Genomic DNA, 14,734 nt, shown 5'->3' on the forward strand with positions numbered 1-14,734 from the left:
GGTGGGGTCATGGTGCAGGCGCTGCACATATTTGTGGCGTGAGTGGGTGCAGCGGTAGCGATTGGGTGTGCGATGAGGTGGGGAATCACCTCGGTTTTTTTATTCTGATGATGGCGCGCTCGTGTTGGCGGCGCTTGTTGATGGCGGCTTGGACTTTTGCGCGCAGGTGGCGGAGTTCTACGGCTTTTGCACGAAATTCTTGGTGGCGTTTGCTGCGAAGCAGCAGTAGGCCGACCAGCGGCCAAACGATACTTTCTGCGAAAATGAATGGATGCGGTGAAAAACGCAAAGCCGGCAAAGCGACCAACAGACAGGCAATGAAAAAGCCATACATACCCCAAACCCACTTGGGACGCCCATAGCCAATCATGACATTGCACAGGGTGGTAAAGAGGGCCAACACTACACAGGCTTCCTCAGCAGAAGACGCCGATAAAGCCCACGGGGCTGTACGCGGATAATAATGTTCCAGCAGCGCCACAACGGCGGTCCCCCCCAAAATGCTCATAAAAATCGCACCGATGAAGACGGGAAAGTAACGCAAAAGAAATGGGCGTACCGGTATGAGGTATGTCCGTCTGAAAAATCTCATTCTGAAATTTCCTCATACAGCCCAACTGCGATGATCCGGATGTTCCCGGCCCGTACACTGCCAGCAACGGCCGATACGGCACCAAGAGCATCCAGCATCTGCAAGAGGGTTCCATGCTTTACTTCTGCCGAGGTATAGCGCTTGGGTATCTCTCCAGCCATTTGTTTCAGCTTGATCATTTTCCGGGTCATGTCCGGATGGTTGATACTCAGTAGCTCCCTGGTGAGCTTGACCCGCTCCTGCCGATTTAGCCCCTTGAGTACCTGATGCGTATTTTTCCCCGTTGCCTTTTTAAGCGTACTGACCATTCGAATCGTAGACATTGCTGTGTTGCCAGCACCTAATAACGAAGCGGCGTCTAGCCCAATCGTTATGGCTTGGTACCATTCATTGCGGTCCAGTTCGTCATTCAGCGCTGGGTCTACAAATTCATTTCGCGTTCGTCGAATACCCAGGGCGCATTGAAACGTGCTGGCTGACGCGCCTACCACGCTTATCGCAGCCGCGACCCCAGAGCCCCCAAAAGTAAAAGGACTCAATGCTAATCCTCCCGCGATCACCAACCAGCTGATCACCGCAGAAGTACACGCCAACGCTGTATTCACCGCCTCAAACGCCACCTGCGACTCACGCGGCTCATTCGCCAAGCGCCGAGCAAACTCCACCCGCCCGACATAGCCCGGCGCCTCACGCAAAAGCACCTTCTTCGGCGCCACACTGCAAATCGGCTGAAACTCGCGCAGCACTATCACCCGCATCTGCGCATCCAGATACACCACCCCCGCACCGACGATGGCGGGATCGGCATCAATCGCCGCAAACAATTTTCGTAGATCAATGCTGCTTTCAATCCACTCCCGCGTCGCGAGGTGCGCACTGGGAAACCCGTCTTTCAACACGCTGGAAGTCATCCCTTTACTCCGGCTTTTCACAAGAGCGCAGAGGTTAAAGAGTGGCTACCTACAAAAAATGTCAGAAGCTTCGCTTTATCAAGACAGGCACTTCCTGATCATGATGCAGCGTCTTGTAGGCCATATCCCGAATAGGAAAAAGTACGCCCCGCGCCACTCCCGGCGAACACTCAAACAGGGAGCGACCATGGCAACTGATATGTTTTTAAAGCTCGCAGACATCAAGGGTGAGTCCAAAGACCAGGGGCATCGCGATGAAATCGAAATCAGCAAATGGGGTTGGGGCATGTCCCAGACAGGCTCCATGCACACCGGCAGCGGCGGCGGTGCCGGCAAGGTCAATATTGAAAATCTGTCTATCTCCAAGGTCATGGACAAGTCTTCACCCAACCTGATGATGGCCTGCTCCACCGGCAAGCATTACCCCGAGGCCAGGCTGGTGGTGCGCAAGGCCGGCGGCAGCAGCGCCGTGGAGTATCTGGCAATCACGATGAAGGAGGTCATGGTCACCTCCTACCAAACCGACGCAGTAACGACGAGCGACGTACTGACTGAAGTAATCGGCCTGAATTTCGCCACCATCGAAGTCAGCTATCAGCCGCAGAAGGCCGACGGAGGCAAAGACGGTGGCGCGGTCAAATACGGCTGGAACATTCGCCAAAACGTCAAAATCTGACACCGCAAGCCGGAACTGCCCTCCAGCCTCGGCCGGCTCACGTTTGTGCCAAGGAAGGTTGGAGCGCAAGCCAGGTGACGACTCTACTCAGTCAACGAGCTTTTCGCTGCGCGATAACGACTTGCCGCAGGTGGCGAATTTTCACCAATTTGGCCCGCATCTCGCGCTGCCCCTTGCTGTTGAGTATCAGCAGCCCGAACAGTGGAAAAACCAGCGCCAACCCATAAAGAACAGGATGAGGGGCGTATTGGAACATCGGCAACACAAACAGCAGGCAGGCCACGTAGATACCGACCATCAACCATGTCCAGGAGGGTTTGCCGCGCAAAATCATAAAGTTGCTGTGCACCGTCAGCAGCGTGAACACGGCCCCGGCCAGCATGATCTTGCGCCCGACTTGCGCAAGGGGCGCATCATCAAAATAGGTCACGAACGCCAGCGCCATGACCAACGCCAATGAAAAATACGCCGCAAATACGCCGCCCAGAAATGTCAGAAAATAGTGCTTGAAAAAGTCCCGTAGCGTCATCAATTCGCCCATTCTTTGGCCAGGGGGTTGCCCATGGGGTGTTCTTCCTTGAAGAGGTAGAGACTGAAAGGACGCTATCGGGGGCAAGCCCCCTCCCACATTCGACTGCATTCTCATGCTGGAACTCAGTCAAGTGTGGGAGGGGGGCTTGCCCGCGATAGCCATTCAATGGGCGCCACCCTATCAAACGGGTTCACCACCGACCACAAAGCGAAACGCCAACCCGAGACTGGCGCTTTACAGGTCAGGGCGGCCGGCTGGTTTAGCGAGATATCCTAAAGCGGGCCAGACCTTCTGGTGAAGGTGCGAACACAGGTGGTGAATCTACCCAATCAACGGCGTTTATGTTGGGCAGTCATGGTCTGGCGCAGGCGGCGGACTTCGACCAGTTTGCGGCGCATTTGGCGGTGGCGTTTGCTGTTGAGCAGCAACAACCCGAGCAGCGGAAACAGCAGGCTCAATCCATAGGACAGAGGATGAGGACCAAAGGCAATAGTGGGCAGTACCGCCAGAACACAGAGTGCGAGCAGCGCCGCCAGCGGCCATACCCACTGCGGTCGCCCGCGGGCGATCATGAAATTGCACTGCACGATGCCCCACGTCAGCGCGAGGCCACCCAGGAAGGAATACTTGAGGTTGTCGTCCATCGGCAAGCTTGGGAAATAACTGTCGAAAATCAGTGGCACCGCAAACACAAGGCTGAACACCGCCGCGAAAATAGCGCCCATGAAGACCGGAAAGTACTGCGCCAGAAAACTGCGAATACCAGGTAGCTCATTCATCGCTCATTTCCTCATACAGCCCCACGGCAATGGTGCGCACATTCCCGGAAATTGCGCTGCCGGTAAAGCCGATGGCCGCGCCCAATGCATCCTGTATCTGGGTCACTGTGGCATGCCTGACCTGAGCGGGCGTGAACCGCTTGGTCGTCTCGCCGGACAGCTGCTTCAACTTGAGCATTTTGGCGCTCATGCGCGGGTCCTTGATGCTGAGCAGCTCCTTGGTAAGCTTGGCGCGCTCTTGCCGGTTCAATCCGCGCAGCACGTCCCGCACGCTTTTGCCGGTGGTCGCCTGGTTCAACCGCACCAGTTTTACCGTGGTCAACGTCGATGCACCGACCCCGATCAACGACGCCGCGTCCAGCGCGATCATCGTGTACTGGTACCACTGCGAGCTATCAAGCTTGTCATTTTTGGAGGGGTCGCTGATCTCATTGCTGACGCGATAGCCGCTGGCAAAACACTGGAGCGTGCTGGCCGTGGCAGCGGTATAGCCGATGGCCGTAATCACAGTGCTGGCGCCCGCCGTGAACGGCACAGCAACGGTGCCGCTGAGCACAACGATCCAACCGATAATCGCGCCCGCGCAGGATAGGGAGGTGTTGATCGCCTCCCCCACCAGGCGCGATTCGCGGGGGTTGTCCTGGACCTGTTGCGCAAACTGCGCCGGGGCGATGTATTTCTGCGCCTCACGCAAAATAACGCGCTTGGGGGCAATGCTGCAGATAGGCTGGAACTCACGCAGGGTCACCACGTTGAAGTCGGCGTCGATATACACCACGCCCGCACCAACAATGCCGGGGTCTGCGTCAATGGCCGCGAACAGCCGCGGCAGGTTGATCTGGCTTTCAATGCGCTGTCGCGCCATGAACTGGGAGCGGTTGGAGTCCATGCCGATGCTGAGCAGGGGGTTGCTCATGGAGGTGCTCGTCCTTGAAGGGGGGTGACTGAACTGACGCTATCGGGGGCAAGCCCCCTCCCACATTCGACCACATTCTCATGCTGGAACTCAGTCAAGTGTGGGAGGGGGCTTGCTCCCGATGGCAATCTAATGGGTGCCACCTTACCAAACAGGCTCACCACCGACCACAAAGCAAACGCCAAGCCGAGACTGGCGCTTTACAAGCCTGGGCGGCCGGCTGGTTTAGCGCGAGATCGCAACGCGGGCCAGACTTCCTGATGAGGGTGCGAACACAGGTGGTGAATCTACCCAATCAACGGGCTCTACGCTGGGCAACGACGGCCTGTCGCAGGCGCCGTATTTCAAGTAGCCGCTGACGCATTTCGCGGTGGCGCTTGCTGTTTAGCAACAGCAAGCCCAGCAGTGGGAACAACACCGCCGAGCCGTACACCAGGCGGTTGAGGTCGTACTGAATCATCGGCAAGACGAACAACAGGCATGCGCCGAGGTATCCCGCCACCAGCCTGGCCGCCCAGGGATAGCCACGCGCGATCATCACGTTGCCAAACACCAGCACCACCACCAGCAGCAGAATCGCAGCCCCCGAATAGCTGGACTTGAGCGCTGGCTCTACCCCACGCAAATAGGTCACGCCCGCCGTGGAAACTGCGACCGAGCCGGAGAAGATCGCCGTGAAGACGGTGCCCATGAACACCGGAAAATAACGGGCGAGAAAACTGCGCATATCGGGGAAGCCGCTCATTCGGTCAAATCCTCGTACAAGCCGATCGCAATGGTGCTGGTCGTACCGACATGCCCGGTTCGATAGCTACCGGCGATGCCCAATAGGCCGCCCAGCGCATCTTTCAATTGGGTCAGCGTGGCGTGGCGGATTTCGGTGGAGCTGTAGCCAAATCCGCATTGGGCGCTGCTCGCCAGCGCCGCAGTGACGCCGATACCCACCACAAACGCACTGGCACCGGCAGTGAACGGCACAGCGACGCTGCCGCTGAATACAACGATCCAGCCGATCACCGCTGCGCCGCAGGAAAGACCCATATCAAATGTCTCCTTCTGGAAGCGTCCTTCACGGGGATGGCCGCGAACAGCCGTGGCAGGTTGATCTGACTTTCAATGCGCTGGCGCGCCATGAACCGGGAGCGGTTGGAGTCCATGCCGATGCCGGCCAGGGGTTGCCCATGGGGTGTTCTTCCTTGAAAGGGTGGAGACTGGACTGACGCTATCGGGGGCAAGCCCCCTCCCACATTCGACCGCATTCTTATGCTGGAACTCAGTCAAGTGTGGGAGGGGGCTTGCCCCCGATAGCAATCTGATAGGCGCCACCATACCAAACAGGCTCACCACCGACTAGAAAGCAAAACGCCAGCACGAGGCTGGCGTTTGGCAGATCAGGCTGCGATCAACGCGGCACCACCGGCTTGCGCACAGGCTTGCCGCCTTTGCCCTTCGCCGCATCGGTACGTTCCTTCGCCGCCTGCTTGTTGCGCGCCTGCGCCGCCGCTTTGGCTTGTTCGCGCTTGTCCCACGGGTTGCTGCCGTCGCTGCCACGCGGTGGCAGGCCGGTGTGCTGGGTGAGGATTTTGGTGGTGGTTTCCCTGGCGACCTTGTGGCTGCCGGCCGGCGTCGAGTTCTTGCGACGCGCGCTCTGGTAGCTGTCGGTGCTCGGCTGGTGCAGCGGAATCAGTTGGTCCTTGCCCGGCCCGATCAGGTCGGCGCGGCCCATGCGGGTCAGCGCTTCACGCAGCATTGGCCAGCCTTTCGGATCGTGGTAGCGCAGGAACGCCTTGTGCAGACGGCGCTGCTCTTCGCTCTTGACGATGGTCACCGCATCACTCTTGTAGGTGACCTTGCGCAGCGGGTTCTTGCCCGAGTGGTACATCGCGGTGGCGGTGGCCATCGGCGACGGATAGAACGCCTGCACCTGGTCGGCACGGAAGCCGTTGCCCTTGAGCCACAGTGCCAGGTTCATCATGTCTTCATCGGTGGTGCCGGGGTGGGCGGCGATGAAGTACGGGATCAGGTACTGCTCCTTGCCCGCTTCCTTGGTGTACTTCTCGAACATGCGCTTGAACTTGTCATAGCTGCCGATGCCCGGTTTCATCATCTGGTTGAGCGGACCTTCCTCGGTATGCTCCGGGGCGATCTTCAGGTAGCCACCGACGTGGTGGGTCACCAGTTCCTTGACGTATTCCGGCGACTCGACGGCCAGGTCGTAGCGCAGGCCGGAGGCGATCAAAATCTTCTTCACACCCGGCAACGCACGGGCGCTGCGGTACAGTTGGATCAGCGACGAGTGGTCGGTGTTCAGGTTCGGGCAGATACCCGGGAACACGCACGACGGCTTGCGGCACGCGGATTCGATTTCCGGGCTCTTGCAGGCGATGCGATACATGTTCGCGGTTGGCCCGCCGAGGTCGGAGATCACGCCGGTAAAGCCAGGCACCTTGTCGCGGATCTCTTCGATCTCGCGAATGATCGACTCTTCGGAACGGTTCTGGATGATGCGGCCTTCGTGCTCGGTGATCGAGCAGAAAGTGCAGCCGCCGAAGCAGCCACGCATGATGTTCACCGAGAAGCGGATCATGTCGTAGGCCGGGATCTTCTCCTTGCCGTACGCCGGGTGCGGGACACGGGCGTAAGGCATGCCGAACACGTAGTCCATTTCTTCGGTGGTCATCGGAATGGGCGGCGGGTTGAACCACACGTCCACTTCACCATGCTTCTGCACCAGGGCACGGGCGTTGCCCGGGTTGGTTTCCAGGTGCAGCACGCGGTTGGCGTGGGCATACAGCACCGCGTCGCCACGGACCTTTTCCACCGACGGCAGGCGGATCACGGTCTTGTCGCGGGTCATGCGCGGGCTGGCCAGGATCTGCACCACCTTGGCCTCGTCCGGATCATCAACCGGCCCTTTCTCCTGCTCGATGGCGCAGGCCTGGGTGTCCTGGGTGTTGACGTACGGGTTGATGATCTTGTCGACCTTGCCCGGGCGGTCGATGCGCGTGGAGTCCACTTCGTACCAGCCCGCCGGGGTGTCACGGCGAATGAACGCGGTGCCGCGCACGTCAGTGATGTCTTCGATCTTGTGGCCCCACGACAGGCGCTGGGCCACTTCGACGATGGCCCGCTCGGCGTTGCCGTACAGCAGGATATCGGCGGTGGCGTCGATCAGGATCGAGTTGCGCACACGGTCCTGCCAATAGTCGTAGTGGGCGATGCGGCGTAGGGAGGCTTCGATACCGCCCAGCACGATCGGCACGTTCTTGTAGGCTTCCTTGCAACGCTGGCTGTACACCAGGCTCGCACGGTCCGGGCGTTTGCCGGCCATGCCGCCAGGGGTGTAGGCGTCGTCGGAGCGGATTTTCTTGTCGGCGGTGTAACGGTTGATCATCGAGTCCATGTTGCCGGCCGCGACGCCGAAGAACAGGTTCGGCTCGCCGAGCTTCATGAAGTCGTCTTTGGACTGCCAGTTCGGCTGGGCGATGATCCCGACTCGAAAGCCCTGGGACTCCAGCAGCCGGCCGATGATCGCCATGCCGAACGACGGATGATCAACGTAGGCATCACCGGTAACGATGATGATGTCGCAGGAATCCCAGCCAAGCTGATCCATCTCCTCCCTGCTCATCGGCAGGAATGGCGCAGGACCGAAACATTCGGCCCAGTACTTGGGATAGTCAAATAACGGCTTGGCTGTTTGCATGACGGTGACCGGTGTTGAGATGAAAAATCGCGGGCGCGGAATATAGCACAAATTTTGACCAATTCCGACGACAGTGGTCGGCTTTTAGCCACGCCGCGCCCGACGGCGCTTATAGCCCGGTTTTGCTGGTGGCAGGGCCCGCATGGGGGTGCTGATCACTCGTCGTCATTGACGGTGCAAGGGCCGGGGCGTTTTCAGCGCACAGCTTTATGCACCGCTTCTTTCGATACTGTCCGCCCTAATGTCGCTCGGTCCTTTCAACAGAGCGCCTGCCAGGCTGCCATGCCAAGCGCTCTCTTCCTGAGCACACACCATGACCAACTCAGTCACCCCTGATGCAGAGCAACCTGCATTACTCACCAATGCAAGCTGGGCCGAACAACAGATTTATCAGCTGATACAGGAAAACGTAACCGCCTTCATGGGCAAGATGGGCGTGGATGAGCAAAAAGAATACCTGCGCCTGAGCAAAGAGCTGGTGGAGCGCGAGCAAACCCTTGGCAACGCCCTCACAGCTCTTTACGACGACCTGAGCCAGCAAATGGTCGACGCTCTGGAGCGCGCGCTGAAGAGCAAAACCGGCACGGCCATCAATTCGCGTACTACCTACCTGAAGACGCGGATCCGGCAGTTGCCGGTCTCCCAGGATGACCTCCCCGCCAACGATCGCCTGGGCAACAACGTGCGTATCTACAAAGAGGACCTGGGCGTACGTGAGTACGAACGCTCGATCACCTTGCTGGAGGCCGCGTATCGCAACTTCGGGTTTACCGCGTATTTCTCCACCGAAGAACAACGCGCCAGCTCTATCAGCGGCGACGTCATCAGCGTCAAAGAGTTCGTGGGTGTGGCAAGGAGCGTGGACATCGGCAAGCGCATCAGCGACTACATCGAAAAAGAGTTCATGAAGCGCCTGTCCACCCCGCTCTCCGGCCTGCAAGGCACCAAGCTGCTGGTCGCTTTGAGGGACGCCTATCGCACCAATGAGTCCTGGAGTATCGGCGAGCGGGAATTCAATGACCTCAAAAGCTGGCTGTTCGACACCAGCGTGCATTGGGACCTCTACCAACTGGACGCCGGCGGCGACAAGATTGCCTTGCCGTTTTTCACTCGTCGCTTTGATACGCCAGACGGTTCTTGCGTCTACAGTTATTTCCCGGACCGCCCCAACGGCGCACTACGGCGGCACGCCTCTGGGCAAGAAGCCGTGGACGCCCTGCAGAACCAGATCCGCAACGACGTGGGGCTGGCACACTTCAGTTGGTTCATGAAGGCCATCTCCCTGAACAGTCAGGAAAAGCTGCGAACCTTCATCAAACCGCTGAATGTCAACCGGGACGACCTCTCCTGGCACGCACGGATCCTGTATGACCTGTTTGCCAGCAAGACCCCAAACAGGCAAAAACTGGCGGTGGAAAAAATCGGCACGGACATCCGCAGCCTCGCCCTCACCTTGCCGATCTACCAGTCGTGGCCAATCCAATCGGACCTTATCCGACTGGCGCGCACCAATAAAATGGCGGACCGCGAGGCCGCCGTTGCGTTGGCCACCTATCTGGTCAGCGAGACCTTGTCGATGCTGCTGATTCCGCTCCCCGGTGGCGTGACCGGCTTGGGCAAAATCATGCTGGTCGCAATGCTGGGCACCCTCGTCTACCAGGCCTGGTCTGCCATTGCGGCGCTGCGCCGGGGCCAGCAGGCAGAGCTGGTGCAAGCCGTCGGCGACATTCTTGACCTGCTGGTGGGGCTGCGTTTACAGGGGGCGGCGGCCAAGTTGTCTGCCCGCCGCACCCGTCGGTTGATGAGCGCGCTGGGCAACCCCAACTACGCTATTGCCACAGACGGCAAGCCAGGATTGTGGTTCATCAACGACTACACACAAATCGACCCGAACTACCTGACAGGACTTGAACAAAACCCTCAAGGCCTGTTTGAAAAGCGCGGCCGCAGCTACATCAAGCTGCAGGTCGACAACCAAACCAAATTCGCCCAGGTCACCCTCGAGAAGCGCTCCGGGCGCTATCAACTGGACATGCCGGGCACTTCAAGCATTCACCCCTATGTCACTTACTCGGCCAAACATGACCGCTGGACACTCGACTCCATCGATACCCGCGCGCTGAACGAAGCCCAATTGCTGCAGCACATGATCTCGCCCAGCGAACTGCCGTTGAGCCCGACCGCCAGCAAGCGCGCGTTGGATGTCGCGGCCGTTGATCGCCAGGAATTGCTGGATATCTGGTTCGATCGCCGGCCCAGCCCTGTCGCCTTGACACAAGCCATCGAGAATCAGCAACTGCGCGAAGGGCTCACCCAGCTGCAAACAGCGCTAGGGCGCAGCGATGGCCCGCTGCCGCCCATCGCCGACCAGATCATGCCTGCACTGCTGGCAGACCTGGGCACCTGCACGATCAAGCTGTACACCCCTGACGGCAAAACCTTGCTGTCCAGCTACACCCCGGTGCTCGCGCCCCACACACAACCATTGGCCACCATCGAGCTGCGCCAGGAGGGGCGTGATCGTTACCTGGCACCGGCATTTGGCTCGCCGGTCGGCTCACTCATGCAACAGGTCTTGCAGGAACATGAACGACTCATCCCGGCCAGCACGTTGGGTCAGGCAGGTCACGGCAGTGAAGCGCACCACCTGGCGAGCCGATTGCTTGAGCTGAGAAAAAAACTCGCGGCCCACCTTCAGACGCATCAAGCAGCCGTGTATGAGGCGTTACGTGATGGCCGACTGCGCGACCACATGAATGCACAACATCCAGCCACTCGGTTTGCACCCACGGCACTGTTTGAGCAGACAGCCGGTGGTGACCCCGCCATCAGCCTGTTGCGGCGTCGCTTTCCGGACCTGTCACGAGCAATGGCCGCAGATTTGCTACGGCTTCATCCCGCACTACGTGACATCGGCCTTTACTCGTTCCTGGAGGCTCCAGTACGCGAAGCCATTCACAAGAGTATTCAACAAAGCACCATCACTGAGGCGCTCAACGCACTTTCGGACCCGAGCGGCCTCGGGCTCAACGCGCACAGCCAGGCCCTGTTCTGCAACCTGCTGACGCTCTTGCCGGGTTGGCCGAGCGACCTCGGTGTAAAGGTTTACCAAGGCGCCACCGATCAGACCGGGCGGATCACCCACCGAGGCTCACTGCTGGACACCTATGGGAGCGAAGACGCAGACAGCTTCGTCATGCTGGTCAAGTCCGGCACTGAATATACCGGCTACCTACAGGGCAGTGGCGAACTGAAAACGGCCGTGGCCGGGCAGAACAGCCTACTCGGCGCCACCCTGCGCGCGCTCACCGAAACCCAACGCAATGAGTTGGGCCTTGAGCCCCACGACATCGCCGTGCTGGCCCAGGACGTGCTTGAACAGGCGCGCGTACAACAGGCGCATCTGCCGCAATTCCTCACACCTTCGCGGGAGGCGCCGCTATCAACCTCAAGCATCAGTGCTTTCCGGATACCCCACTGGCATGTGCCAGACAATGCCGATGCAGACGGCATCCACGCCATGGGCGAGCGTCGATACGTGACCATCGACAACGGCACCTACCGGGTCATGCTCGACCGCGACGCTTCCTCGGCGACTGGCAAAGTCTGGCGCATCGTCAAACCGGGCGATCCGGTAGCGATGGACGAGGCTAACGTCTACAACAGCAGCCGCCTCGGTGAAAGCCATGCCATCCGGCGCAATGCCGCCAATGTGTGGGTCAGCGCCCTCGTCGGTGCTCCGGGGGGTGTACGAGGCGAATGGCATGACTGGTCATTCTTTCGGCAATTGGCCGACAGTGCCAGCGCCCTCTTGAATCAACTGCGCAGTCCGCAGCGGCGAGTACACACACTGTTTCCGTCGTTTGACCAGGGACAGATCAACGCCTTTATCCAGTCTCTGGGCAACGACATTGCCGGCGGACTGGCTCGACGAGAAACCGAATACAGAACCCTCGGCAGGGAGTTGAAAGCATGGCGGCATGCGAACGCATCCGAATCTGCAAGCTGGCCCAGGCTCGTTACCGATGAGGTCAAACGCTGCTGGCGTCGTGAGACCGGGACATCACTCAGGATGCCGCCGGGTACGGCTGCGCTTCCAGGACTGAAAGCCGACTTCAGCCATGTACGGAAGTTGGATCTTGTGTCGATCAACTGGTCGGACGGGGCCGATACGTTCCTGGGCAATTTCTCCAACCTGGAGCGACTGAGCATCACCCACTCCAAACTCGACAGGCTTCCCACAGCGGTCAGCGAAATGAGCCAATTGACCTCGCTGAACGTGAGCTCGAACCAGATCAGGCTGGATGTACCCAGCGCTGAAAAATTGGCCGGTCTGGCCCAGCTTGAACATATCGATCTGTCGGAAAACCCGCTGGGGATAACACCCGATTTCAGTGGCATGCCGAAACTGCAAACCCTGGACCTCAGCAGTACACAGATCGATCAATGGCCAACAGGCCTGCTGAGTCAAACCAACCTGAAAAGCGTCAAACTGCTCAATAACCGCCTGCGCGCAGTGCCTGAAACATGCCTGAACCCACCGATCGATCAATTGGAGGCCATCGTCCGGATCAATAACGTCACGCAGCTGCAAGGCAATGACTTCCCCGCTAAATACTGGAGAAAATTCGACAGCTATTGGCGCAATCTGCATGAAAACCATCCGAACCTGATCAAGAACGCAATCGACAGCGCGTTTGACTGTGGCAATCCAAGGGTTGAAAGGTATCAGCGGATGTATCCGGGCAAGAACATCAAGCAAACTCGAGAGTTTCTCTGGGGGCTCCCCAAAGGAACAGTGGCGGCAGAGCTGGACAGGCTGGAACTTGAGTTCAATCAACTCCAATCACAGTTGGACGCCTGGGCCTTTTCGGGAGGCGTTCGCCGTCAGGGCTACGTTCGCGCAGGCCAATTGGCAACCAATGCAGTGACTCGGGGGGATCGCGACATCGCTAAAGCTCGTATTCTGAGTTGCTGGAGACGAGAAACACCACAGATGCTGGCCAATGACGGCACACCGATCGGCCTGCAACTCGATCTCAGTGGACTGGCACTGCCGAGCCTGCCGGACCTTGACGTAGACTTCAGCCACGTAGGCTCACTCAAGCTGAATAATATGAACCTGAGTGTTTCCCCGGAAAGCTTCCTGACGCGATACCGACACGTACGCTGGCTGAACCTGGCAGACAATCAGCTCAGGGACCTTCCCCCGGCATTGGGTGAGATGCACGGCCTCACGCGCTTGTATCTGCATAACAACCGTATTCGCCTGACCCCGGACACCGCCCGCATCCTGGCGGAACGCGTCACGCTCAGAGCGCTCTTGTTACAGGGAAACCAACAGCTCGGCGTGACCCCCGACTTCAGCCAGATACCCGATATCCGCTCGATTAATCTGTCGGGCACAGGCATTGAGACATGGCCGACGGGCCTGGCGGAGCAGCCGCTGCTGGACACGATCAACCTGAACGCCAACCGGATTACAGAGATCCCTGACGCCGTCATCGCGCCTACAGATGCGCTCCTGGCCCAGGCGGCCCGACTCAATAACGTCACCTCTGTTACCGGCAATCCATTGTCCGATCAAACGTTGACGCGGGTCGCGCAATACGCAGAACGGTTGATCACAGCCGGGCTCGCCCAAGTGGGGCAGCCGAACCGTCTAGTGGTCACATCCACCGAAAACAGGTCACCGGCACCCTTTAGAAATCGGGGCGACGAGTCGTTTCGACGCTTGACCAACGGACTGGCCTCCGCCCAGGTTTCCGCCAGGCGGGCGCAATGGAATATGCTGCGCGAACAGCAGGGAGCGGAGCCTTTCTTCGACCTGCTCAGGCGCCTGGAGCAACTGGATACCGGCCAGCAGGATCACCGGCGAAGAGTCTGGGAGTTGATCGACGCCATCTCCGAAAACAGTCCGGAGTCCGAACAGCTGCGCAGAGAAGTTTTCGATCGGGCCGGCGAACCTGCGTGCTGCGACCGAGCGGCGTTCTCGTTTGGCAACCTGGAGGTCGCGGTCCTGGTATACAGGGCCCTGAGTCAGGCCATGGACCAATCACAAGGCAAGGCGCTATCGGCATTGTCCAGAGGGCTGTTCCGTTTGCATGAAGTGGACAAGTTCGCCTCAGCCGACATCCAGCGCAGCGAGATGATCGTCAACGATCCGACGGTATCGGAAGAAGGGAAACGCCCCCATCGCCTGCGCCTGAGTGAGGAAGTCGAGATCAGGCTGGCTTATCGCTACGGTCTCAAGGATCGCCTCCAACTGCCCGGACAGCCTCAGCGGACGGCCTTTACCCAGATGGGTGACGTCACTCAGGACAGGCTGGATAGCGCTTATGAAAAAATCGTGGCCCTGGATAATTCACCTGAGGAATTCCAGGCCCTCGTTTCCAGGGAGTTCTGGCAGGTCTATATAACCAACAAATACCGAGCGCAATTCGAAGCGCAGCGCCAACCCGCTCAGGAACGATTGAATGCATTACGCGACAGTTTTGTCGCCGGACTACTGCCGGAAGCGGACTACAAGAAGCAAACCGATGACGAGCAGGCCCAGCTCGCTATCGAAGAAGCCGAGCTGATCCAGACACTGACCCGGCAAGTGCTGGCCGAATGATCCCGG

At 59.1% G+C, this 14,734-nt stretch carries 10 protein-coding genes and 1 pseudogene; 2 read left to right on the forward strand and 9 right to left on the reverse strand.

Annotated elements, in window-relative coordinates:
- Positions 1–85: 85 nt before the first annotated feature.
- Positions 86–592, reverse strand: coding sequence for a hypothetical protein (locus BFQ00_RS22475; RefSeq protein ID WP_065934799.1), 507 nt, complete (start codon positions 590–592; stop codon positions 86–88).
- The gene (locus tag BFQ00_RS22480) at positions 589–1,503 is read right to left on the reverse strand and encodes an NAD synthetase (RefSeq protein ID WP_065934800.1); all 915 of its coding nucleotides are present in this window, start codon (positions 1,501–1,503) and stop codon (positions 589–591) included. The genes BFQ00_RS22475 and BFQ00_RS22480 overlap by 4 nt, the downstream gene beginning before the upstream one ends.
- Positions 1,504–1,690: 187 nt before the next feature.
- On the opposite strand from BFQ00_RS22480, the gene BFQ00_RS22485 reads away from it, so the two are divergent.
- Complete coding sequence (locus BFQ00_RS22485) at positions 1,691–2,179, forward strand: Hcp family type VI secretion system effector (RefSeq protein ID WP_065934801.1); 489 nt, start codon at positions 1,691–1,693, stop codon at positions 2,177–2,179.
- 91 nt (positions 2,180–2,270) lie between these two features.
- On the opposite strand, the gene BFQ00_RS22490 is transcribed toward BFQ00_RS22485, so the two are convergent.
- The 7 genes and pseudogenes from BFQ00_RS22490 to BFQ00_RS29710 form a co-directional block, all read right to left on the reverse strand.
- Positions 2,271–2,720 (reverse strand): hypothetical protein, encoded by a 450-nt coding sequence (locus BFQ00_RS22490; RefSeq protein ID WP_065934802.1) that lies wholly within the window; start codon positions 2,718–2,720, stop codon positions 2,271–2,273.
- A 320-nt stretch (positions 2,721–3,040) separates the two neighbouring features.
- Positions 3,041–3,490, reverse strand: coding sequence for a hypothetical protein (locus BFQ00_RS22495; protein ID WP_065883329.1), 450 nt, complete (start codon positions 3,488–3,490; stop codon positions 3,041–3,043).
- Entirely contained in the window at positions 3,483–4,406 is a 924-nt protein-coding gene (locus BFQ00_RS22500; RefSeq protein WP_065883328.1) for an NAD synthetase, read from the reverse strand. The genes BFQ00_RS22495 and BFQ00_RS22500 overlap by 8 nt, the downstream gene beginning before the upstream one ends.
- Before the next feature lie 295 nt (positions 4,407–4,701).
- Entirely contained in the window at positions 4,702–5,151 is a 450-nt protein-coding gene (locus tag BFQ00_RS22505) for a hypothetical protein (protein ID WP_065883326.1), read from the reverse strand.
- Positions 5,148–5,563, reverse strand: a pseudogene (locus BFQ00_RS22510) (hypothetical protein). Before BFQ00_RS22510 ends, BFQ00_RS22505 begins: the two are co-directional and overlap by 4 nt.
- Positions 5,564–5,808: 245 nt before the next feature.
- Positions 5,809–8,112: a YgiQ family radical SAM protein gene (locus tag BFQ00_RS22515; RefSeq protein WP_065883324.1), complete on the reverse strand. Its 2,304-nt coding sequence runs from the start codon at positions 8,110–8,112 to the stop codon at positions 5,809–5,811.
- A gap of 352 nt (positions 8,113–8,464) precedes the next feature.
- Positions 8,465–8,908 (reverse strand): hypothetical protein, encoded by a 444-nt coding sequence (locus BFQ00_RS29710; protein ID WP_170827583.1) that lies wholly within the window; start codon positions 8,906–8,908, stop codon positions 8,465–8,467.
- Here BFQ00_RS29710 and BFQ00_RS22520 point away from each other — a divergent pair.
- Positions 8,849–14,728, forward strand: coding sequence for an NEL-type E3 ubiquitin ligase domain-containing protein (locus BFQ00_RS22520; RefSeq protein WP_170827584.1), 5,880 nt, complete (start codon positions 8,849–8,851; stop codon positions 14,726–14,728). The genes BFQ00_RS29710 and BFQ00_RS22520 overlap by 60 nt on opposite strands.
- Positions 14,729–14,734 lie beyond the last annotated feature (6 nt).

Origin of the sequence: Pseudomonas sp. 28 E 9 (assembly GCF_900004785.1) — a bacterium.
GTDB lineage: Bacteria > Pseudomonadota > Gammaproteobacteria > Pseudomonadales > Pseudomonadaceae > Aquipseudomonas > Aquipseudomonas orientalis_A.